Annotated in this window: 18 protein-coding genes; 9 read left to right on the forward strand and 9 right to left on the reverse strand. The window is 38.2% G+C overall.

Annotated features, from left to right (window positions below):
- Nucleotides 1-164: 164 nt before the first annotated feature.
- The 5 genes from ACNQGN_RS02495 to ACNQGN_RS02515 all read right to left on the reverse strand — a co-directional run bounded on the left by ACNQGN_RS02495 (nucleotide 165) and on the right by ACNQGN_RS02515 (nucleotide 7,170).
- A complete protein-coding gene (locus ACNQGN_RS02495; protein WP_417986273.1) occupies nucleotides 165-1,703 on the reverse strand; it encodes an aldehyde dehydrogenase (NADP(+)) in 1,539 nt (512 codons plus the stop codon).
- Nucleotides 1,704-1,782: 79 nt separating this feature from the next.
- Nucleotides 1,783-2,706 (reverse strand): 5-dehydro-4-deoxyglucarate dehydratase, encoded by a 924-nt coding sequence (locus ACNQGN_RS02500; protein ID WP_417986274.1) that lies wholly within the window; start codon nucleotides 2,704-2,706, stop codon nucleotides 1,783-1,785.
- Nucleotides 2,707-2,739: 33 nt separating this feature from the next.
- Nucleotides 2,740-4,293, reverse strand: coding sequence for a galactarate dehydratase (gene garD / locus ACNQGN_RS02505; protein WP_417986275.1), 1,554 nt, complete (start codon nucleotides 4,291-4,293; stop codon nucleotides 2,740-2,742).
- Nucleotides 4,294-4,299: 6 nt separating this feature from the next.
- Nucleotides 4,300-5,733: a GntP family permease gene (locus ACNQGN_RS02510; RefSeq protein ID WP_417986276.1), complete on the reverse strand. Its 1,434-nt coding sequence runs from the start codon at nucleotides 5,731-5,733 to the stop codon at nucleotides 4,300-4,302.
- A gap of 63 nt (nucleotides 5,734-5,796) precedes the next feature.
- Nucleotides 5,797-7,170, reverse strand: a complete 1,374-nt coding sequence (locus ACNQGN_RS02515; protein ID WP_417986277.1) for an MFS transporter — start codon at nucleotides 7,168-7,170, stop codon at nucleotides 5,797-5,799.
- 663 nt (nucleotides 7,171-7,833) lie between these two features.
- On the opposite strand from ACNQGN_RS02515, the gene ACNQGN_RS02520 reads away from it, so the two are divergent.
- The 9 genes from ACNQGN_RS02520 to ACNQGN_RS02560 all read left to right on the forward strand — a co-directional run bounded on the left by ACNQGN_RS02520 (nucleotide 7,834) and on the right by ACNQGN_RS02560 (nucleotide 16,569).
- Nucleotides 7,834-8,982, forward strand: a complete 1,149-nt coding sequence (locus ACNQGN_RS02520) for an ABC transporter substrate-binding protein (protein ID WP_417986278.1) — start codon at nucleotides 7,834-7,836, stop codon at nucleotides 8,980-8,982.
- Nucleotides 8,979-10,124 (forward strand): CaiB/BaiF CoA transferase family protein, encoded by a 1,146-nt coding sequence (locus ACNQGN_RS02525; protein WP_417986279.1) that lies wholly within the window; start codon nucleotides 8,979-8,981, stop codon nucleotides 10,122-10,124. Before ACNQGN_RS02520 ends, ACNQGN_RS02525 begins: the two co-directional genes overlap by 4 nt.
- A 2-nt stretch (nucleotides 10,125-10,126) precedes the next feature.
- Nucleotides 10,127-11,266: a CaiB/BaiF CoA transferase family protein gene (locus tag ACNQGN_RS02530; RefSeq protein ID WP_417986280.1), complete on the forward strand. Its 1,140-nt coding sequence runs from the start codon at nucleotides 10,127-10,129 to the stop codon at nucleotides 11,264-11,266.
- Nucleotides 11,266-12,489, forward strand: a complete 1,224-nt coding sequence (locus ACNQGN_RS02535; RefSeq protein WP_417986281.1) for an ABC transporter substrate-binding protein — start codon at nucleotides 11,266-11,268, stop codon at nucleotides 12,487-12,489. The genes ACNQGN_RS02530 and ACNQGN_RS02535 overlap by 1 nt, the downstream gene beginning before the upstream one ends.
- Nucleotides 12,490-12,493: 4 nt before the next feature.
- On the forward strand, nucleotides 12,494-13,567 hold the full coding sequence (locus ACNQGN_RS02540) for a Gfo/Idh/MocA family protein (protein WP_417986282.1): 1,074 nt from the start codon (nucleotides 12,494-12,496) through the stop codon (nucleotides 13,565-13,567).
- A gap of 11 nt (nucleotides 13,568-13,578) precedes the next feature.
- Complete coding sequence (locus tag ACNQGN_RS02545; protein WP_417986283.1) at nucleotides 13,579-14,019, forward strand: MaoC/PaaZ C-terminal domain-containing protein; 441 nt, start codon at nucleotides 13,579-13,581, stop codon at nucleotides 14,017-14,019.
- Between the two features lie 22 nt (nucleotides 14,020-14,041).
- Nucleotides 14,042-15,346 (forward strand): L-fucose:H+ symporter permease, encoded by a 1,305-nt coding sequence (fucP, locus tag ACNQGN_RS02550; RefSeq protein ID WP_417986284.1) that lies wholly within the window; start codon nucleotides 14,042-14,044, stop codon nucleotides 15,344-15,346.
- A gap of 423 nt (nucleotides 15,347-15,769) precedes the next feature.
- Nucleotides 15,770-16,243, forward strand: a complete 474-nt coding sequence (locus ACNQGN_RS02555; protein ID WP_417986285.1) for a nucleotidyltransferase substrate binding protein — start codon at nucleotides 15,770-15,772, stop codon at nucleotides 16,241-16,243.
- A complete protein-coding gene (locus tag ACNQGN_RS02560) occupies nucleotides 16,243-16,569 on the forward strand; it encodes a nucleotidyltransferase domain-containing protein (RefSeq protein ID WP_417986286.1) in 327 nt (108 codons plus the stop codon). Before ACNQGN_RS02555 ends, ACNQGN_RS02560 begins: the two co-directional genes overlap by 1 nt.
- Before the next feature lie 186 nt (nucleotides 16,570-16,755).
- On the opposite strand, the gene ACNQGN_RS02565 is transcribed toward ACNQGN_RS02560, so the two are convergent.
- From ACNQGN_RS02565 to ACNQGN_RS02580, 4 genes are read right to left on the reverse strand one after another with little or no spacing between them, the layout of a single operon-like run.
- Complete coding sequence (locus ACNQGN_RS02565) at nucleotides 16,756-18,048, reverse strand: bile acid:sodium symporter family protein (protein ID WP_417986287.1); 1,293 nt, start codon at nucleotides 18,046-18,048, stop codon at nucleotides 16,756-16,758.
- A gap of 51 nt (nucleotides 18,049-18,099) precedes the next feature.
- The gene (locus ACNQGN_RS02570) at nucleotides 18,100-18,762 is read right to left on the reverse strand and encodes an aspartate/glutamate racemase family protein (RefSeq protein ID WP_417986288.1); all 663 of its coding nucleotides are present in this window, start codon (nucleotides 18,760-18,762) and stop codon (nucleotides 18,100-18,102) included.
- Complete coding sequence (locus ACNQGN_RS02575; RefSeq protein ID WP_417986289.1) at nucleotides 18,759-20,144, reverse strand: four-carbon acid sugar kinase family protein; 1,386 nt, start codon at nucleotides 20,142-20,144, stop codon at nucleotides 18,759-18,761. Before ACNQGN_RS02575 ends, ACNQGN_RS02570 begins: the two co-directional genes overlap by 4 nt.
- Nucleotides 20,141-21,385 carry a ribulose-bisphosphate carboxylase large subunit family protein gene (locus tag ACNQGN_RS02580; protein WP_417986290.1) on the reverse strand — a complete coding sequence of 415 codons (1,245 nt, stop codon included), beginning with the start codon at nucleotides 21,383-21,385 and terminating at the stop codon, nucleotides 20,141-20,143. The genes ACNQGN_RS02575 and ACNQGN_RS02580 overlap by 4 nt, the downstream gene beginning before the upstream one ends.
- Nucleotides 21,386-21,412: the final 27 nt, after the last annotated feature.

Consider the following 21,412-nt stretch of genomic DNA (forward strand, 5'->3'; position numbering starts at 1 on the left):
TCAGTAGTATCAGGTCACTTTTTGCCCTGAATAAACCCTGCTACTGCCAAGTATAATAAAGCGCCCTGTTTCCTAAGCGAAAAAGGACTCCCTAAGACATGATTTGTATTAAAAATAGAAAAGGACAAAGCGTTCACTTTATCCCCTTAAATTATTTCATTTTCTTATTTTTCCAAATTACCATCTACCAATCTCCAAATGGACAACGGGTTGTCTCTTCGCAGCGCAATAGGCAACAGTGTATCCGGATAATCCTGAAAGCATACCGGTCTTACAAAGCGTTTGATTGCATTTGATCCCACAGATGTTGATTGTGGTGCCGTTGTTGCAGGATAAGGCCCTCCATGTACCATAGCATGGCAAACTTCAACACCTGTCGGATATCCATTAACCAATATTCGACCTACTTTTAATTCCAAAATATCAAATAGCTCACTGTAGTCAGCAAAATCTTTGGCTGTCCCAAAAACGGTAGCTGTAAGATGTCCGACCAAATTTCTGGCCGCTTTAAGAATTTCTTCTTTTGTCTGGGCTTCAACCAGTACGCTTGATGGTCCAAAGTTTTCTTCAGACAAATTCTCGTCGTTTTCAAAGTAATTCGCTATCGTCGTTTTAAATATTCTTGGTGTTGCACTGTTCGGTGCTTTCGCTGCTAAACCTACTGCAAATTCCTCAACTTGGGCAACACCTAATGTTTTTTGCACACCTTTGTCATAGGCATTTTTCATTTCAGGAGTCAGCATTGTTCCGGCAGGGACTTCGCTAACTTTATTATTCAATTGGTTGTAAAACAACGCTATATTTTCTGTTTTATGAACAAAAGAAAGTCCTGGATTCGTGCAAAACTGTCCTACCCCAAGTGTAATGGAGCCCGCTAAACCGCTAGCGATCTCTTCTGCTTTTTCTTCAAGGGCACCCGGTAAAATAAACACTGGATTGGTGCTTCCCATTTCTGCGAAAACCGGAATAGGCTCTGCTCGGGCATTAGCATATTCAAATAAAGCTTTACCCCCGCCGTAGGATCCTGTAAATCCTACTGCCTTTATACCTGGGTGTTTCACTAAAGTTTCACCCACAACTCTGGAGTTTCCGTGTACCAATGAAAAAGTTCCTTCCGGCATACCGCAAATTTTCATCGCTTTTAGGATTGCACCCGACACCATTTCGGAAGTTCCCGGATGTGCCTTATGCCCCTTTACTACAACAGGACAACCTGCTGCCAGAGCTGATGCGGTATCACCACCTGCTACTGAGAAAGCCAGTGGGAAATTACTCGCTCCAAATACAGCTACAGGGCCTAAAGGCATTAATTGGTGACGGATATCCGATTTAGGCAAAGGAAGCCTGTCCGGAACAGCCGTGTCAATTCGGGCATCAACCCAAGAACCTTCTCTTACAACGGAAGCAAATAACTTTAACTGACCAACAGTTCTCCCTCTTTCTCCCTGCAATCTTGCTAATGGCAATGCAGTTTCCAAATGACATCTTTCCAAAAGAGCATCTCCCAGATTCAAAATTTCATCACCGATACAATCTAAGAAATCAGCGATACTGTCTTTGTCTTTTTTTCTATAAATTGCAAAAGCTTCCTGAGCTTTTTGTACCGTAGCATCTATTTGGCTTTCAGTTGGATTTATGAATTCCCCTACCAATTGTTCATTGTTAGCGGGATTTATTGCGTAGAATTTTCCTGAATTATTCATTTGTGTTATATTATGCGTTGTTACCTATTTCTAATAAACCGAACAAAACGTTAAGAAAGTCGGTTTTCAGCATTGTTTTTTACTTCAGAAGTGCTTCTTCTTTGTTTATGATTTCCTGAAGTTCCAATAATTCGGCTGCAGAAGGCATAATTAATGGTGCACGAACATCTCCCGCACTTTTACCCACTAATTGACAACCCGCCTTGATTAAACTTACAGAATAGCCTTGGTTCTTACTTCTCAGGCGAATAAAAGGAACAAAAAATTCTTTTATTATCAGGTTTACTTTTTCTGTATCCCCTGCTCTAAGCGACTTATAAAAATGATTGGCTAATTTTGGAACAAAATTAAATACAGCAGAAGAATACGTATTTACCCCTATCGATAAATAGGCTTCCGAAATAATTTCTGCAGTAGGAACTCCTCCAATATAAACCAAGCGATCCCCTATTGATTTAATGGTAACGTTTAATTCTTCTATATTTCCGGTCCCGTCTTTCAAAGCAATAAAATTTGGACAGGCATCCGCCAGTTTTTTTATCTGTTCTCCTGACAATACCCCATTAGCCCGATTGTAATAAATCACAGGTAATTTTGTATTCTGCATTATCGTTTTAGCATATTCAACTATTCCGCTTTGAGGACATTCTGTTAAATAGGGAGGCATTAGAAGCAAAGCATCTATTCCGGCTTCTTCAGCAATTTTGGCAAATTCAATAGCTTCAGGAATACTTCTTCCGACACTTGAAACCGTAGGAACTCTTCCATTAACTTTTTTTGAGGTTATAGTAACAATTTGTTTGTACTCTTCCTTTGACAGGGAAAAAAATTCTCCAGTTCCACCTGCTACGAAAACAGCTGAAACATCATGACTTACAAACCATTCTAATCTGTCTGTAAAAGTGACTGCGTTAAACTGCCCATTTTCATCCATATCCGTTATTGGAAAAGATAACAATCCATCGCGTAATGCATTTTCAATTCTTGTGTACGATAATTCCATTGTAAATAATTTTTAAAATTTTATATTCAATTTCTATGTCAGTGGTCCCGGATTAAACAAAACCAAATCATTGTGCAATCCCAATATATCACAAGCCACCTTTTTCTTTCCGCTGGCCACGTCGAGAATTAAGAAAAACAATTCCCAACCCATTTCCTCAATTGTCTTTTCCCCCGATGCAATCTGTCCTGCATCCAAATCAATTAAATCAAACCATCTCTGACTTAATTTAGAATTCGATCCCACTTTAATAACCGGCACCATTGACAAACCGTAAGGTGTTCCTCTGCCAGTCATAAAAACATGCATGTTCATGCCAGATGCCAATTGTAAGGTCCCACAAACAAAATCACTTGCTGGTGTTGCAGCAAAAGACAATCCTTTTTTACGTATTTTTTCACCAGGTCCAAGCACGTCTACTATGGGGCTTTTGCCCGATTTAGCAATAGATCCCAAAGCTTTCTCCACTATTGTGCTTAGTCCGCCTAATTTATTCCCAGGTGTTGTATTGGCACTTCGATCGACCTGCCCTTGCAAAAGGTAATCATCATACCACTTCATTTCATCTAAAAGTGCTCGTCCAACGGAAGGATTAATGGTCCTTGGAACCAGTAAATGTATCGCATCCCTCACTTCAGTAACTTCAGAAAACATAACGCTTCCACCCGCTCTGACTATTAAATCGGTTGCAAATCCTGCAGCTGGATTAGCAGTTAAACCAGAAAAGGCATCACTCCCTCCACATTGCATTCCTACCACTAAATCGGAGGCAGGACACGTTTCTCTTTTGCGCTTGTTTAAACTTTTCAAATGCGTTTCAGCCGTTTCCATAAGTCCTTTCACCATATCATTGAAACCATGAAACGACTCGTCTTGCATATAGGTTATACTGGAATGAGTTTCATCCGAAGCTACAGCAGCACCCTCCTTGCTTTGAGGTAAGAGACTTTCAGGCCTTAGTTTTTCACAACCCAGTCCTATGATCATTATTCCTCCGCCAAAATTTGGATTTGCAGCAATATTCTTAATGGTCCTAATCGGCACAATTGCTGCAGGAGCATTTATAGCAACGCCACATCCATAAGTATGATTGAGTGCTACAACATCATCTACGTTTGGATATAAAGGAAGTAATTCCTGTTTTATTTTCTTCACCAGATGCTCGGTTAAACCAGCCACACACTGAACACTGGTTGTAATACCTAAAACATTCTTTGTTCCTACACTGCCATCTGAATTTCGATAGCCCTGAAAGGTATATCCCTCCAAAGGTTCTACAACAGGAATACTGTTATCTGACAAGGAAATAAATTGCAAATCAGGAGGACTTGGCAAGGACATTTTAGATTCGTCGATCCATTCTCCCTGCTTAATTAATTTATTTGCATACCCGATGGTTTGTCCGTATCGGATAATTTCCTTTCCCAAAAGTATATCGCATAAGGCAACCTTATGTCCCGAAGGAATATATTGCACTAAAACTGTTCCGTCTTCCAGTAAAGTCCCCTCGGCCAAACCGAGTGCGTTGGTTACAATTCCAACATTATCTTCTGAAGTCGTTTTTATTATTGTATTATTAGAAGCCATTTTTATTTATGTAAAGGGTAAGACTTTAGAGAGAATCATTATGGCAATAAGACCTGAAAAACCCATTACCATCGATAGAAAAGAAAAATGACGAATCGTTTCTTTTTCTTCCATCGCACACATTTCAGTTACAATCCAGAAAGCACTGTCATTCATCCATGTGAATATTTTAGAACCACATCCAATGGCCAGGGCCACATAAACCGGATGGAATTCCAGACCTGTGCTGCTAATACCGCTCATAACTCCGGCAGCGGTTACCATGGCAACCATTGCTGAACCTTGTACGGTTCGAACAGCAGCCGTTATAAAAAAAGCCAAAGGCAAAACAGCCATCTGATAACTTGCAGCCAGACTGCTTAGACTAATTCCGATTCCGGTTTGCTCCAGCATCTTTCCGAAAACCCCTCCTGAAGTGGTTATCAGGATAATCACACCGGCACTGCTTATAGATTCCGTGATTACTTTTTGGAAATTTTTAGTTTCCTTTATCCTTGACCATAATAAAAATACTGCTATCGCTGCAGAAATTGCTAATGCAATATTAGGATCCCCTAAAACAGCAAAAGCCGAATTCCAGTGCTTTTCAAATGAACTCACGTTAGCCTGACTTACCTTATTGGACATTTCAGAAAAAGTATTGACTGTAATTAAAACTAAAGGCAGTACGACCGGCATAACAGAAATCCATAAACCCGGTAATTCTGAATTGTCTTTTTCGGCTAGAGTTTTTAGATCTTCAATACTCACATCCGGAGTATCACGCATGGGTAAATTCCATTTTTTATTAGCCCAAAGCGCATAAACATACCCGCACAAACTAGTGAATATCCCAATAATAAATCCTCCCATTATCATCGTTCCGGTATCAATCCCTAAGGCTTGAGCAACAAACAATGGACCTGCGGCTGGCGGCACTAATGAGTGCGCCATAACTCCACCGGCAATAACCATCATTAGGTAAAGGCTATATTTTTTAGGACTGTGAATTCCTAAACTCTTTATAAGGGGAAGCATCAAATAAAATACGGTTTGAAAGAATACTGGAATTGCCAATAAGAAACTACCGCTCATTAAAGCCAGGGAAGCATTCTTCTTACCAAACAACGCCAGGAAACTGCGCACAATACGTTCAGCACCTCCACTTTTCATTAAACAAGCTCCAATAATAGAACCTAAAGCAATTAAAATCCCAATTTTTCCACTGGTATTCCCAAAGGAATCTGCCAATCGTTTTCCAATTCCCTCGTTGGACAAAGACTGCGCATCTTGAACCGACATTCCTTTATTAACCGCATATTCATAAATAAGGTCTGGCGAGGTCAATAAACCAGTTACTAAAGCGGCCAGCAATAAAGAAATAACGGCATGTAATTTAAGTACGATGATGCAAAAAAGAACTACTAAAGTCCCTATTAAAATGATATAAATCGGATCCATTTACTAAATTTTTTAATGTTTTGTATAACTCCTAATCAAAATTTGAAATTGGTTAAAACCGATTTACAAATCTGTTATTGGACTGTATTTAGGAACTAAAGCTTTCATTACACCCCAAGCAATAAGATAGGCTACTGCACAAATAACAAACATGATAGAGTAACCGGTCTGAATATGCCCCAGGGCTTCATAATGATCAAACAAAGCACCTCCGAGTTTTGTTACTAATACTCCTCCGATTCCACCAGCCATACCACCTATTCCAATTACAGAACCAATGGCTTTCTTAGGAAACATATCCGATACTGTTGTAAAGATATTTGCGGACCATGCCTGATGCGCAGAAGCACCAACCCCAATCAATAAAACCGGAATCCAAAAACTAATATATCCTAAGGGTTGCGCTAATAAAACAACCATAGGGAAACAAGCAATTAACAGCATCGCCTTCATTCTTCCATCATAGGGTGTATACCCTTTTTTAATAAAATAAACAGGAAACCATCCTCCACCAATACTACCAATCATAGTCATACTGTACAGTACTGCTATAGGGAATACAATATCCGTCTTAACCATCCCGAATTGTGCTTCCAGGTACTTTGGCAACCAAAACAAAAAGAACCACCAAATACCGTCAGTCATAAATTTACCAAATACGAATGCCCATGTCTGTCTGTATCCCAATAACTTAACCCAGGTAATTTTTTCTTCACCTGACACTTCTTTAATCTCAACTTCAGCTCCATGTTCAGCATTGATATAAGCCAATTCTGATTGCGACAGTCTTTTTTGCTTTTCCGGTTTTTCGTAAAATACGAACCAGAAAAACATCCATATAAAACCAATTGCACCTATTATAATGAAAGCGGATTGCCAACCCCAGTTTACCGCAATCCACGGAACAGTTAATGGCGCTAGGATAGCTCCGATATTGGAACCTGAATTAAATATTCCTGTAGCGAATGACCTTTCTTTTTTAGGAAAATATTCAGCAGTTGCTTTAATTGCAGCAGGGAAATTCCCCGACTCTCCAAATCCTAAAACTGCTCTTGAAAGCATAAATCCGGCAATGGAAATAGGCACTGCACTAAGACCAACCCAGGTAAGTACATTTGAAAAAACACCCCCAATCGGAATGGCGTAGGCATGCATTATTGCTCCAAGTGACCAAATTATTATGGCAAGAATATAGCCCCATTTAGTACCCATTTTATCAATTAACCTTCCTGCAAATAACATTGAAAATGCATACACGAATTGAAATACGGCAGTAATATTTGCATAGTCACTATTGCTCCAATTAAACTCTTTCGATAAACTTGGTGCCAGAAGACTTAATACTTGTCGGTCCAAATAGTTAATAGTGGTAGCAAAGAAAAGTAGACCGCAAATCGTCCACCGGTAGTTTCCAATAGCTTTATTTGTTTCGTTCATAGTTTCAATTAATTATAGAAAGTTAAATATTAAATTAGTTTTGATTACATCCTGATTCACAAATGACAATTAAAAGCAGTTTCATTTATTATACTTCATGTCGAAAATAAAATACTGTCTTTCAATTAATTATCAGACCGCTTTTGCAAGAAACTTCAAATTGAATTGATTTAATGTAATCGATTGCACAAATATACTTTTTAATATTTATATTCCAAACTTTTTAAATATTATTTTAAAAATGCGACTTAAATAAACATATAGTATAAAAAAAGTATTATTAAATTATATATTTTAGAAAATAAATGTTAAAGCTGAAATTTACATAAAATCAGCAAATTAAAACAATTTGTCCACTAACGGCAATTATAAATTCCATAAAAACAGACCTGTAAAGCGCTTGGTTTTTACACTAAAAACAAAAAATTAACCTTTCGAAAAGCAAAATATCATTCTTTTTCATTTTACACCTGCTCTCCCTTATTGCATCCCAAGGCTTCAAATAGCCCTAAAAAAAATACAAAACCCTACACGCGCACATAATAAAGTGTCACTTTTACACTTGTACGTATTGCACAGTCCAATCTTATTTTTATATTTGTAATTGTCATTTTGACTTTTGTTAATATAAAATGATATCATAAATACTAATTACAAGATAAAATGAAGAGATTAAAAGGAATAACTTGGAATCACACCAGAGGCTTGTTACCAATGGTAGCAACAGCTCAGCGTTTTACCGAACTAAATCCAGGAATCGAGATTAGCTGGGAGAAAAGAAGTTTACAAGATTTTGCAGACAGTTCAATAGACGATTTGGCGAAGCGATTCGACCTATTGGTGATTGACCACCCATGGACTGGTTTTGGAGCCCAAACAAATGCTATTTTGCCTTTGTCAGATTATCTTTCGTCAGATTATATAGAAGACCAAGAAGTAAATACGGTTGGTCGTTCCTATGAAAGCTATGTTTTCAGCAATAAACTATGGGCATTACCAATAGATGCCGCCACACCGGTAGCAGCTGCCCGATTGGATATTTTAGAAAGACAGGGACTAAAAGTTCCTGAAACTTTTGAAGATTTACTAGCTCTGGCAAAAAAAGGATTGGTGGCTTTTGCCGGTATCCCAATTGATTCGCTCATGAGTTTCTATATGTTTTGCTGCAGTCTTGGAGAAGCCCCTTTTCTATCTGAAGAAAAAGTAATTTCTCCAGAAACAGGAAAAAAAGCATTACAGATGTTTAGAGAATTGGCGCAACTAATAGACGTTGCCAATTTTAACAGGAATCCAATTCAGGTTTATGAAGCCATGGTGAACTCCGATGCAATAGCTTATTGTCCTTTCGCTTACGGATATTCTAATTATTCCAGAATAGGTTACAGTAGAAAATTACTTCATTTTTATGATTTGGTACGCCTGAACAACCAGCCGATGATTAGCTCGTTGGGCGGTACCGGTTTAGCAGTTTCTTCCTTTAGTGAAAACATTCCAGAAGCAGTTAGATATGCTGAATTTACAGGTTCATCCCAAGTTCAGCAAAACATATTTGCAGATAATGGCGGACAGCCAGGTCACTTACAAGCTTGGAAAAGCGACCGAATCAATCAATTGACCCATGATTATTTTAAAAACACTTTACCAACCCTGGAAAGAGCTTTCCTGCGTCCACGCTATTCCGGACACATGTACTTTCAGGATCATGCAGGTGATGTTGTTCGTGATTATTTAATGAATGGCGGGAACGAAGAACTAGTTTTAGAAGAGTTGAACGTGCTTTATGCCAAGTCTTTAAACCTACTAACTACATGAAACCACTAGAAGGATTAGTAGTATTAGAATTTTGCCAGTTTCTGGCAGGCCCGTCAGCAGGATTAAAACTGGCTGATTTAGGCGCAAGAGTAATAAAAATTGAACGACCTGTAAAAGGGGAAGCATGCCGACAGCTAAGTATCAAAGATCTTTTTGTTGATCAAAGCAGCCTGCTGTTTCATACTATTAATAGAAACAAAGAATCATTTGCTGCCGATCTAAAGAACCCTGAAGATTTAGCTTTAGTGAAAAAACTCATCGCCAAGGCTGATATTATGACCCATAATTTCAGGCCGGGCGTAATGGAGAAAATAGGATTAACTTTTTTAGACGCCTTGACCATTAATCCCAAAATAATTTACGGGACAATCACAGGTTACGGAGACAAAGGGCCTTGGGCTAAAAAACCCGGACAGGATTTGCTTTTACAATCACTATCCGGACTAAGCTGGTTAAGTGGCAGAAAAAGTCAAGGACCTGTTTCTTTTGGTTTAGCAGTGGCAGATTTAATGTGTGGGAATCATTTTGTTCAGGGAATTCTAACGGCATTGCTTAAAAGAGCAAAATCAGGGAAAGGAGTTTTGGTAGAAGTGAGTTTGCTGGAATCTGTTTTGGATATTCAGTTCGAACCAATCACTTCCTTTTTAAATGACGGGGGACAATTGCCTGAAAGAGGAGACGTTAAAGGAAGCGCTCACGCCTTTCTAAGCGCTCCATACGGAATCTATCAGACTCTCGATGGATACCTGGCGCTGGCGATGGGTGATTTGCTATTTATTGGGACACTTTTAGAAGTAGATTTAAAAAAGTACACCGAAAAACAGCAGTGGTTTTCTTCCAGAGATGAAATAAGAGATTTGTTAGCGGCCAGACTAAGCGGCCAGACATCCGAATATTGGATCGACTTATTGCAAAGCAAAGGAGTTTGGTGCTCAAAAGTACTGAATTACAATGACCTTAACAGTGAAGCTTTTGTGAATGATTTGCAATTGAAACAAACTGTAAAAAATTCAGCAGGAGAGACATTGGTTACAACCAGAAGTCCTATTCAACTGGACGGAGAAATTTTAGTTAACGCCAAAGCCGCACCTAAAGTTGGAGAAGACAATTTAAAGATACACGAACAATTTTTAAACGACTAAAAGTGAAACCATTAGAAGAGTATTTAATAGTAGATTTTAGCCAGTTCCTTTCCGGCCCGTCAGCCAGTTTGCGATTAGCTGATTTAGGCGCTCGTGTAATAAAAATTGAGAAACCTGGTACCGGAGACATTTGCCGTACCTTATATACTTCTGATTTGATAATGAATGGGGAATCTTCCATATTTCATACCATCAATAGAAATAAAGAATCTTTTGCCATCGATTTCAAACAACCGGAAGAATTAGAAAAATTAAAAAAATTACTCGCAAAAGCCGATGTGGTGCTGCATAATTTCAGACCCGGAGTAATGGAGAGAGTGGGTTTAGGATATGATGTCGTAAAAGAAATCAATCCTCAGGTGGTGTACGCCGAAATTTCGGGCTACGGAGCACACCCTGACTTAAAAGATCTGCCGGGACAGGATTTATTATTGCAATCTTTAACTGCCCTGACATGGCTAAGCGGAAATCAGGATGATGGGCCGGTACCTATGGGCTTATCTATTGTAGATATGTTGGCAGGCGCTCATTTAGCACAGGGTATTTTAGCAGCATTATATCGAAAAGCGACACATAATATTGGTGCAAGGGTACAGGTGAGTATGCTGGAATCTGCTTTTGATTTTCAGTTTGAAACCATTACTACCTATTTTAATGATCAGGGAGAATTACCAGTACGAACAAAAAGCAACAATGCACATGCTTATTTAGGAGCTCCCTATGGCATTTACAAAACCAATAATGGGTACTTAGCTTTAGCTATGGGTTCAATCCCTGTTTTAGCTGCCCTTTTACAATGTGATGCCCTCTTACAGTTTCCTGAGAATAAATTTAATTTAAGAGATGAAATTAAAAACATTTTAGCAACACATTTAGCGACTCAAAATACTGAATTTTGGTTAGGAATTTTGGAACCCGCAGATATCTGGTGCGCCAAGGTATTGAACTACCAGCAACTTTTTGCTGAAGAAGGTTTTAAGGTTTTAGATTTTGTACAGGAGGTTCAGATGATTGATGGATATTCCTACAGAACCACTCGATGTCCTATTAAAATTGACGGAGAATTTTTTACTTCAAGTAAAGGCTCCCCTAAATTAGGGCAGGATAATGAGACGATTTTAAAAGAATTTATTGACTGCTAATGGAAAAAATAAGAATAGCAGTTAGAAAATTCGCCCCTTTTGAAAGCACCTTACAAAAGCTATGGGACTTGTTTTGCCAGGAAAACAACATAAGTATTGAAGCCGAAATGATTCCGTTAGAACTTCATGACCTGTATCAGGAAACCATCACAAATAAAGGTTTAAAAAATGGAAGTTGGGACATTGCGCACCTCAATACCGATTGGATATTTGACGCTGTAAAGGAACAGGCTGTTCAGGATTTGACGCCCTTCATTGCTCAAAATGCCCCTCAAAATTATCCTGAAGGCTGGCATCAGTCTTTGCTGCATTTACAGCAAATTAATAATGCAACGTATGGATTGCCTTTTCATGACGGTCCGGAATGCCTGATTTTTAGAAAAGATTTATTTGAAGATGCAACCGAACAACTCAATTTCAAAAAGCGATTTGGTTACGAACTGCATCCTCCAAAAACATGGGAAGAATTTACTCAAATAGCTACGTTTTTCAATCGTCCTGATGAGGGTCTTTACGGATGTGTTTTTGCAAATTATCCTGACGGTCACAATATGGTTTTTGATTTTTGCCTACAGTTATGGACCCGAGGAGGATCGTTATTAGATGGGCAAAATAAAATAGAGATCAACACCCCTGCAGCAGTTAAAGCTTTGGAGTATTACAGAAATATCGTCAACAATACAAACGCTGTCCACCCCAAATCAAAAGATTTTGGTTCGGTAGAAGCTGGAATGGCTTTCGCCAAAGGCGAAGCTGCTTTGGCAATCAATTGGTTTGGCTTTGCATCGATGTGTGAAGTAATAGCGGAATCAAAAGTAAAAGGCAGAGTAGATATTGCGGAACTTCCCCATGAAAAAAACCATAAAACGGCTTCGCTTAATGTGTATTGGCTGTACACTATTGGAGCAGGAAGCAAGCATCAGCAGCTGGCATATGATTTTTTAAGATTTGCCACCACGCCCGAAGGAGATAAATTATTGACCAAAGAAGGAGGAATTGGCTGTCGCAAATCCACTTGGAATGACCCCGAAATTAATGAGACTATTCCCTTTTATCACAAATTGGGAATGCTCCACGAACACGCTTTAACCTTACCACAAATCCCAGTTTGGCCCAAAGTAACCGAATTGATAGAACAAATGGTACTTAAAGCACTAGAGAGTACTATTTCATCTGAAAAACTCCTGGAAGAAACACAAAAATCGATTCAAAAAATTATTTAAAAACATGAATATCCCGTACAAACCATTACTACCTGAAACGCAACAACCAATAATTATTATTGGAGCCAGTGGTATTGTGAAAGATGCCCATTTGCCTGCCTATGAAATGGCCGGGTTTAAAGTCTTTGGTATTACAAACAGAACACTTTCAAAAGCACATGATCTTACTCAGAAATTCAAAATAGAACACGTTTTTGAAACGGTTGCCGATGCAGTAAAAAATGCACCCGAAAATGCTGTTTATGACATTACAGTCCTGCCCGATCAATACATCGAAATATTAGAACAATTGCCAGACGGTGCAGCAGTTCTTATTCAAAAACCGATGGGCAATGATTTAGCGCAGGCCCGAGAAATTGTAGCGGTATGTGAGCGAAAAAAATTAGTGGCAGCCATAAATTTTCAATTGCGCTTTGCCTCTTTTGTAAGCGCAGCCAGACATATTATCAGCCAAGGAATCATTGGCGACTTATACGACATGGAATTTAAAGTGACTGTCAATACCCCATGGGAATTGTTCCCACTTATCAAAGAACACCCAAGGTTAGAAATACTTTTCCATAGTGTTCATTATATTGATTGTATTCGTTCCTTTTTAGGAAATCCAAAAGGTGTGATGGCAAAAACAGCAAAACATCCATTAAAAAAACTATCTTCCAGCAGGTCTTCCATTATTTTGAATTATGGTGAAACGATGCATGTGGTTATTAATACCAATCACGATCATCATTTTGGCCCTCAGAATGAAGAAAGCTATATTAAATGGGAAGGAACAAAAGGGGCCATTAAAGCTAAAATGGGCTTGCTGATGAATTACCCTGACGGATTGCCGGACCTGTTTGAATATGCAGTAGCTATTGAAGGAGATGAAAAAGAATACGAATGGAAAAAAATCGAACTGGAAGGTTCCTGGTTCCCGGAAGCCTTTATTGGCACCATGTCCAATCTGATGCGCTTCAAGGAAGGTTCCGATGAAAAACTGCACACAAGTGTACAGGACATATTAGAAACCATGAAAGTCGTTGAAGCTTGTTATATTAGCAATAAAAATGGTGGCGTTTCATTAGATAAATTATAATAAGTAAACATATGTATTTTAAGTCAACATTTTTCGAAGAGTATCAAATCAACGATAAACGGGTAACATTAGGCAGAACTATTACCGAAACCGATTTTGTAGTTCACGCTGGTCATACGGGAGATTTTTTTCCGCATCACATGGACCAGGAGTGGTGTAAGACGCAACCTTTTGGTCAGCGTATTGCCCATGGGACCATGATTTTCAGTATCGGCATCGGCTTAACAGCATCGGAAATTAATCCAGAAGCTTTTTCTAAGGGTTACGATCGCATGCGATTTGTGAAGCCGGTACACATAGGCGATACCATTCATTCTGAAATCACAATTTCTGAAAAAGGGGATGCAAAAAGACCAGAAATGGGCACCGTAACAGAACACGTGGAAATCATTAATCAAAAAGGAGAAGTGGTCTTAGTCTGCGATCATTTATTATTAGTTAAAAGGAAATAACGTTAAAAATCTAAATACAACCATGCAAGTAACAAACCAAATTGGCGACCAACATGAAGTCCCTGCTGAACAGGGCGCGGGAGCAAAATACCTGATACCTTTTATCTTAATTACCAGCTTATTCTTCCTTTGGGGAATGGCGCACAATCTGGACTCTATCTTAATTCCACACCTAAAAAAAGCGTGTGAATTAAACAATCGTCAATCCACATTAATTGATACCTCCGTGTTTTTTGCTTATTTCATTATGGCAATTCCTGCCGGAATGCTGATCAAAAGATTTGGCTATAAAAACAGCATTATTATCGGTTTATTAGTTTTTGCCACAGGTGCATTCCTTTTTGTTCCGGCGGCAAACACCAGGACTTATGAACTTTTCTTATTTGCTTTATTTGTGATTGGCTGTGGTTTAACAATTTTAGAAACCAGTGCTAACCCATATGCAGCTATTTTAGGCCCACCGGAATCTTCCTCTAAAAGATTAAATCTTGCCGCATCATTTAATGGTTTGGCTGCAATGGTTGCTCCGATTGTAGGTTCTTTATTTATCCTCTCTGGAAAAACCAATACACCAGAACAAATGGCTGCAATGCCAGAAGCAGTAAAAGCTGCCTATTTATTAGAAGAGGCTTCTGCTGTTAAAGTACCCTATATCATTTTAGGAAGCATATTGGTTTTAGTTGCTATATTATTCTATTTTATGCACTTGCCTTCAATGAAACCCCAACATACTGAGGTAGAAATTAAACCCGGTTTTTTCTCTGTTTTAAAATTTTCTCATTTGAGCTGGGCAGTAGTAGCGCAGTTTTTTTATGTAGGGGCTCAGGTTTGTATAACGAGCTTTTTTATAAGAATAGCGCAACAAGGCGCTGGCCTGGATGAAAAAACGGCTGGGTATTACCTTGGAATTTATGGATTTCTGTTTATGGCCGGCAGGTTTATCGGTACTTTTTTCTTAAAATATGTAAAAGATTATATTTTACTTTCTATCTATTGTGTCCTAAGTATTATCCTTTGCGTAATCGCCATTTACGGAACAGGAATTTATGTTATTTATGCCTTAGGCGGATTGGGGTTTTTCATGTCAATCATGTTTCCGACTATTTTCTCTTTAGGTCTGGTAGGATTAAAATCCAATACAGAAACAGGCTCATCCTGGCTCGTAATGTCTATTGTAGGTGGTGCAATACTCCCTTACGTAATGGGAACTTTAATCGATATGAAACATGATGATATTCAGGCTGGATATATCATTCCTTTAGTTTGTTTTGTAATAATCCTTTATTTCGGAGTATTTGGACATAAAGTAAAAACAGTTACTATTTAAGCACCAAAGATCTATTATTCTTATTGTCAAAACCCAAGGTAGTTCTCAGCATAAAACTGATACCACCTTGGGTTCTTTGTTTATCCAAATCAGTTGAATTACTCATGTACCTATTTTATGAGCCATATTGACACATGTGCATCTCATACATCCAAAGCCCCAGCTCAGCTCCTTACCGTTGTATTTGTACTTATAAGGTTCCGTAAACCTTTAATATACAAACCGGGCCTATTCATGACTTGTAAGAACGTTCTTTGACGAAATATAGGTAGTAGTAGTAGTAGTAGTAGTAGTAGTAGTAGTAGTAGTAGTAGTAGTAGTAGTAGTAATATTGAAATCTTAGTAAGTAAAATAAAAAACTTTCAAAATCAGAATTAATAGCTTCTTAAATTTAAAAAATACTAACTTTGAATAAAAAATTAGATGGAGGACATAAGATGGGAACAAAGGTTTTCTAATTTTAACAAAGCGCTAAGAAAATTAGAGGAATCAGTAGTATATATAAAACATAATTTTTTAGGTAAAAAAGATGAATTAGATTCTGAAAACTCAGATCATGTTGTTGATGAATTAATAAAAGAAGGATTAATTCAACGATTTGAATACACACATGAATTGGCTTGGAATGTCATGAAAGATTATGCCTTTTTTCAAGGTAACTCAACTGTTGGAGGTTCAAGAGATGCTACAAGAGAAGCTTACAAATTGCAGATAATAGAAGATGGCGAGATATGGATGGATATGATCCAAAGTCGTAATAAAACTTCTCATACATACAATGAGGAAATAGCAAACGACATGTTTGGCAAAATCATTAATGACTATTTCCCTTTGTTTTTAAATTTTAGAAAAACAATGGAAGAAAAAAGAAGTGGTGAACAAAGTAATTTATTCTAATGAACTATTTCGGTCTTTCTTCAAACAACATAATTAAAATTAATTCAGTCTTTACTAAATATTCTGACATTGATGAAGTCCTAATATTTGGTTCTAGGGCTAAAGGAAATTATAGAGACAACTCGGATATCGACTTAGCTATAAAGGGTAAAAACATCAATTTGTCAATTCTGCAAGAAATTGAAATTAAATTAGAAGAATTATACCTACCCTACTCTATTGATTTAATAAATTATACTACTATTGAAAACCCAGATCTAATAAATCACATTAATAGGATAGGAAAACAATTTTACAAAAAAGGGAATCTTTTACTCCCAATATAATACATATGTTTAGCCGCTTGCGGCAATTATCAAACTAGAAATTTTATAACTTCCCTTAGAATAAGACACAGCAAAGTTACCCCCTTTAGGCAGCTACAGTCGGTCGTCGGCATTGATGTGACAAAGCCCCATCTTATAAATTCCTATGTTGTCTGATTCATCCATCTATCACGCCTTGACTTTCTATTAATCTAAAAGAGTAGGTGCTACAGCAACAGCTTCCTCCCTATCTCCTTTTTTACGCCAATAATTAGCCAGTAAAGAACCGGAAACGTTCATCCACGGGCTAAATACCGCAGATGCCAATCCCAGTGTCGCTAATTTTCCCATTGAACCAGCGAGTCCTGATGCCATTCCGCCATTTTGCAAACCTACTTCAAAAGCAATAGTTTGACTGCTTTTCTCGTCCAAACCGCTTGCCCTACTTAGCCAATAGCCAAAAAAGTAACCCGCACCATTGTGCAATATGGAAGCCAGAAAAAGTAAAAAGCCTATTTGTAACAAATTATCTCTTCCGGCAGCAGTTGTAACTAATGTAAAATAGATGATTCCAAACATAGAAAAGTAAGGCATAATGGTATCAATAGCAGGATAAACCCTGTAAAGTAAATGATACAAAGACCCCACTATAATAGCTCCACATAAAAAACTGCCAATTTCCAGCAGAACCGCTGCAACACTTTCTGGAGCAAAGCCAAAAGAATCAGCAAAAAAGAACATCATCACAAGCCAAATAGCAGACAGAATACTTAAATACGTGATTTTTCTTTGCGCCGCAATTCCATATGTTTTCAAAATATCATGAATCATCGCTCCGGCTAAAGGTACAAGCACAATTTTTATGATTTCCATCATCATGCTAAAAAATTTTACCTCAACCAATGTACCTGCAAATATTTTCATCAAAAACGGGGTCATTATAGGTGCTGCCAAAGTAGACATTGCCGTTACGGTAACGGATAAAACTAAATTCCCTTTTGCAATATAGGTCATAACATTGGAAGCCAACCCACTGCTGCAAGAACCAATTAAGATAATCCCAGCTGCAATTTCAGGTTCAAAATCGAAGGTTTTGGCTATAATAAAACCCATAAGCGGCATTATGGTAAAATGGCCCAGCAAACCAATAAGAACTCCTTTTCCAGACTTGCGAATACCGGTAAAATCCTTAATGCTCATTTGAGTTCCCATTCCAAACATCACCATTTGTATAATGGTTAGAATGAGCCACTTGTTGCGCAAATCAAAACTTCCAATATGCAAGAAGGCTTGGGGATATATTAATCCTGCAGATACAGCAGCAATAATCCAAAATGTATATTGGTAACCACTTAATAGTTTCAGATGTCCTACCCCAATGGCAATACTCGAAAAGCCTAAAATCAATCCCATTTTCCAGACAAGATCAATTTGCTCAAGCCATCCAAAACCAGCAGCTATGAAGAGTATAAGGGCAGACCAAAGAAAATATTTACGCATACGATTAAATTTATTAAAATGTGTTATCTGATAAGCACTAATGGGGATCGTCTAAAAATACAACTCGGCCAGTTTTTTCATTGCAATTGCCGGACTTGCCAATATTGGAATCCTTTTTTCTTCAGCACTTAGGCTGTCCACAACCCGAGCCATTGAAGCTTGCGCTAAAACAATTACATCCACTTCCTTCATTAATTCTTTTAACGCTTCGGCTACCATTTCATCGTGCTTTGCAGTATCTCCACTCATTAAGGCTTCAAAAGCTCCTTCACATAATTTTGAAGAGATTGTTACTTCTTTTCCTGCTAATTCTGCTCTTCTTCTTACCAAATCACTAGTTGGTTCCAAAGTTGTAGGCAAAGTAGCTATTACACCTATTTTATTGCCTATTTGCACCGCTTCATCAGCCATAGCCTGATCTACTCTAATTACAGGAACACCGCTTAATGTAGCGGCTGTTTCGATAGCTACGCCGATTGACGAACAGGTTACCAATATCACATCGGCACCTGCACCTTCAGCAGCCAGTATGTGATTTACAACTCTGGAAGCAGTATTGGGCATTACTTTCCCTTTTTTGATAACATCTTTAATTAAACTGTCATCAACTATATTGAAAGTTTCTACGCCTTTTAAGAATTCGTTGCTTAATTGTTGAAACAAAGGAACCAATGTTGCCGATGTATGTACAAAGCCTAATGTTTTTGCTTTCATAATTTTTCTCCTTTTAAAACTTTAATAAAATAATCGGCGGTACCAACTTGGCCTCCTTTAAAATTTAATTCTAATCCATTCACCAAATCATTATCCGAAATGGCCTTACAAAGTGGAGCTCCCGGAGCCAATGGCGCAATCATTTCTAATGCCAAAATATCCAATTCTGATGCGGCATAACTGGAAGTATCACCACCGGCAAAAAGGATTCTCTTTATTTTTATAACCGCCAGCACTTCCTTTATAATTTGTCCTAAAACGCTGCCGTAAATTTTACCGGCGTACTTTTGAATATCCTTTTCAGCTACTCCATTTTGTTTAAAATAGTGCTCTGTTGCTGCAATACGGGGATCACTTGGACCCAAACTCGTATGTATTATTGTGCTATTGCCATTGTTTATATTGCGAACAACCTGAGAAACCGTCCTTTTAATAATTGCTGCCTGCTGCTCCCTGTCTACAGCCTGGCTTTCCAAAGGGATTTCTAAAAATCCATTTTCCAGCGCATACTCAATTTGTCTTCCTGTAACCGGAGAACAACTCCCGGATAAAACCAGTAGCGGTCCAACTTCTCCCGGGGACACAAATTCAATTTCATTTCCAATAATTCCTTCCTCTTTCCATGCCAAACCTAAAGCCATTTCAATCCCGGATGAACCAACAGAGAAAAGCGTTTTTTCTTTTCCAAGTTGATGAAAAACACTACCAATAGTTCGCAAATGCCCCAAATTAAAAGTATCAAAAAACAAAATTTCAACACTGTCTTTTGCCGCTATTGCGGACAGCACTGCTTCTTTTCCACTCTCTAGGGCAGTTACATCAATCAGACCTATCGCTTTAGACGTTTGCTTTGCTAAATGCAGCATCAAATCAGCTTCGTGAGCGGGCGTTACGGGATGTTTACTCATAGAAGGATGTCGGTCTATCCGGTAAATTGCGCCATCTCCAACGGTTCCCATTCGGGCAAATAGATTTCCAAAAACACAAAATCTTCCCAAATGTGGGGCTCCAGGAGAAACCAACACCGTTTTTTGATTAAAAACAGTACTTCCTATTTCAATTGCTTTACCAATGCTACCGACATGTGGCGCCGAATCAAAAGTAGAACAGACTTTATAATGAAAATGAGCGGGTTTAAAATTTTTTAGATTTTCAAAAGCAGGGAAAAGTTCAGCTTCCATATCTAAAGGAGACAGCGACCTGCTTTTTCCAGCCAAACCTATGGCTTGTATTCCACTAAATCGGTCTACCTCTTTTTGCTGCGGTTCTCTCAGAAAAAGAACTGTTTTCACTCCGGCTAATGTCAGGAATTCAAGCGCATCAGTCGAACCTGTAAAATCATCGCCATAAAAGGCTAATAATAATTGCTCCTCCTTTTTCATTCTTTGGAAAATTTCTTAACCGATGCTGCAAATTCAGGATACTGTTGCGCAATTTCTGCAACAGACAAACCTGCAACAGCTCCAGTCCAGGCTTGTTGAAGCGCATTTACTCCTTCTTTTGGACCCATTGGATGTGCCAAAATACCGCCTCCTGCCATGTATAACAGATCGGTAGTTTGTGTTCTTCTGTAGGTTTCTACTGCCTGACCACCCCACTGACCTGAAGAAACTACAGGCAGTATTTCATTTCCGCCAAGAAATGGTTTTAAACACGATTGGATAGAAACAACTACAGAATCGTCCGACTCCCAAAATTTATTTTGAATGCCGTTTACATGCAGTTGATCTACTCCTGCTAAACGTTGTATTTTTTGATAAGCGGGAAATTCAATTCCAAGTAATGGATGTCTGTTTAACATTCCCCATCCATTTCTATGACCATGAATCACAAGGTCTCCCTGGTCGCAAATTTTCTTTGTACCACTTAAGCCAACACTGTTGACACTAATCATAGCACAACTTCCCTTTTCTTTTTTTATTAAATCATATTTTCTTTGCATTTCATCAATTTCATCGCTGATATTGAATGCATACATTACTTTTTTTCCAGTCTGCTGTTCGTGATTTCTGATCACTTTCATTATGGCTTTAACCCTGTCATCAAAAGGAGAATTTGCAGCAGACCCCATCAGCTCATCGTCTTTAATAAAATCAATTCCGGCGTCAATCAATGTTTTCACCAAAGTGGCTGTTTCATCGATATTCATTCCAATACTTGGTTTTATGATTGTTCCGATCATTGGTCTATCGCCTACCCCACACGATAATTTAGAACCCCTAATACCAAATTTTGGTCCTCTAAAATGATTTTTAAAAGAATCCGGAAGTTCAAAATCCATTAGTTTTAAACCCGTAAACTGTGTTATCTCATATAAATTCCCTTGCAAAGTACTAATCAATACCGGCAAATTGTACCCGAAATTTTCTATAGACCAACTTACTTTAACCTTTGCTTTTTGATATTTTTTCCCAGGAATACTGCCCCCTGGAATGGAAGGTTCAGCTGCTGTTTCTAATAATTCAATAGCCTCAACTCTAGCTGTAAAACGTTTTTTCAATTCTTCGGTTTCACCCGGAACGGCTACAAAAGTCCCCGATGATTGTTCACCAGCCAATACAGCTGCAGCTTGTTCTACGTCATAAGGCGTTTCGATAAGATATTCTGCAAAAACTCTTTCCATTATTCTCTTTTAAAGCATTAGTTTATT

Source organism: Flavobacterium rhamnosi, from assembly GCF_048286515.1.
Taxonomy (GTDB): domain Bacteria; phylum Bacteroidota; class Bacteroidia; order Flavobacteriales; family Flavobacteriaceae; genus Flavobacterium.

What these genes read in the sequence shown, in the direction of transcription:
- ACNQGN_RS02495 (WP_417986273.1), bottom strand. Translation starts at nt 1,703, where the DNA reads ATGAATAATTCAGGAAAATTCTACGCAATAAATCCCGCTAACAATGAA.
- ACNQGN_RS02500 (WP_417986274.1), bottom strand. Translation starts at nt 2,706, where the DNA reads ATGGAATTATCGTACACAAGAATTGAAAATGCATTACGCGATGGATTG.
- garD (WP_417986275.1), bottom strand. Translation starts at nt 4,293, where the DNA reads ATGGCTTCTAATAATACAATAATAAAAACGACTTCAGAAGATAATGTT.
- ACNQGN_RS02510 (WP_417986276.1), bottom strand. Translation starts at nt 5,733, where the DNA reads ATGGATCCGATTTATATCATTTTAATAGGGACTTTAGTAGTTCTTTTT.
- ACNQGN_RS02515 (WP_417986277.1), bottom strand. Translation starts at nt 7,170, where the DNA reads ATGAACGAAACAAATAAAGCTATTGGAAACTACCGGTGGACGATTTGC.
- ACNQGN_RS02520 (WP_417986278.1), top strand. Translation starts at nt 7,834, where the DNA reads ATGAAGAGATTAAAAGGAATAACTTGGAATCACACCAGAGGCTTGTTA.
- ACNQGN_RS02525 (WP_417986279.1), top strand. Translation starts at nt 8,979, where the DNA reads ATGAAACCACTAGAAGGATTAGTAGTATTAGAATTTTGCCAGTTTCTG.
- ACNQGN_RS02535 (WP_417986281.1), top strand. Translation starts at nt 11,266, where the DNA reads ATGGAAAAAATAAGAATAGCAGTTAGAAAATTCGCCCCTTTTGAAAGC.
- ACNQGN_RS02540 (WP_417986282.1), top strand. Translation starts at nt 12,494, where the DNA reads ATGAATATCCCGTACAAACCATTACTACCTGAAACGCAACAACCAATA.
- ACNQGN_RS02545 (WP_417986283.1), top strand. Translation starts at nt 13,579, where the DNA reads ATGTATTTTAAGTCAACATTTTTCGAAGAGTATCAAATCAACGATAAA.
- fucP (WP_417986284.1), top strand. Translation starts at nt 14,042, where the DNA reads ATGCAAGTAACAAACCAAATTGGCGACCAACATGAAGTCCCTGCTGAA.
- ACNQGN_RS02555 (WP_417986285.1), top strand. Translation starts at nt 15,770, where the DNA reads ATGGAGGACATAAGATGGGAACAAAGGTTTTCTAATTTTAACAAAGCG.
- ACNQGN_RS02560 (WP_417986286.1), top strand. Translation starts at nt 16,243, where the DNA reads ATGAACTATTTCGGTCTTTCTTCAAACAACATAATTAAAATTAATTCA.
- ACNQGN_RS02565 (WP_417986287.1), bottom strand. Translation starts at nt 18,048, where the DNA reads ATGCGTAAATATTTTCTTTGGTCTGCCCTTATACTCTTCATAGCTGCT.
- ACNQGN_RS02570 (WP_417986288.1), bottom strand. Translation starts at nt 18,762, where the DNA reads ATGAAAGCAAAAACATTAGGCTTTGTACATACATCGGCAACATTGGTT.
- ACNQGN_RS02575 (WP_417986289.1), bottom strand. Translation starts at nt 20,144, where the DNA reads ATGAAAAAGGAGGAGCAATTATTATTAGCCTTTTATGGCGATGATTTT.
- ACNQGN_RS02580 (WP_417986290.1), bottom strand. Translation starts at nt 21,385, where the DNA reads ATGGAAAGAGTTTTTGCAGAATATCTTATCGAAACGCCTTATGACGTA.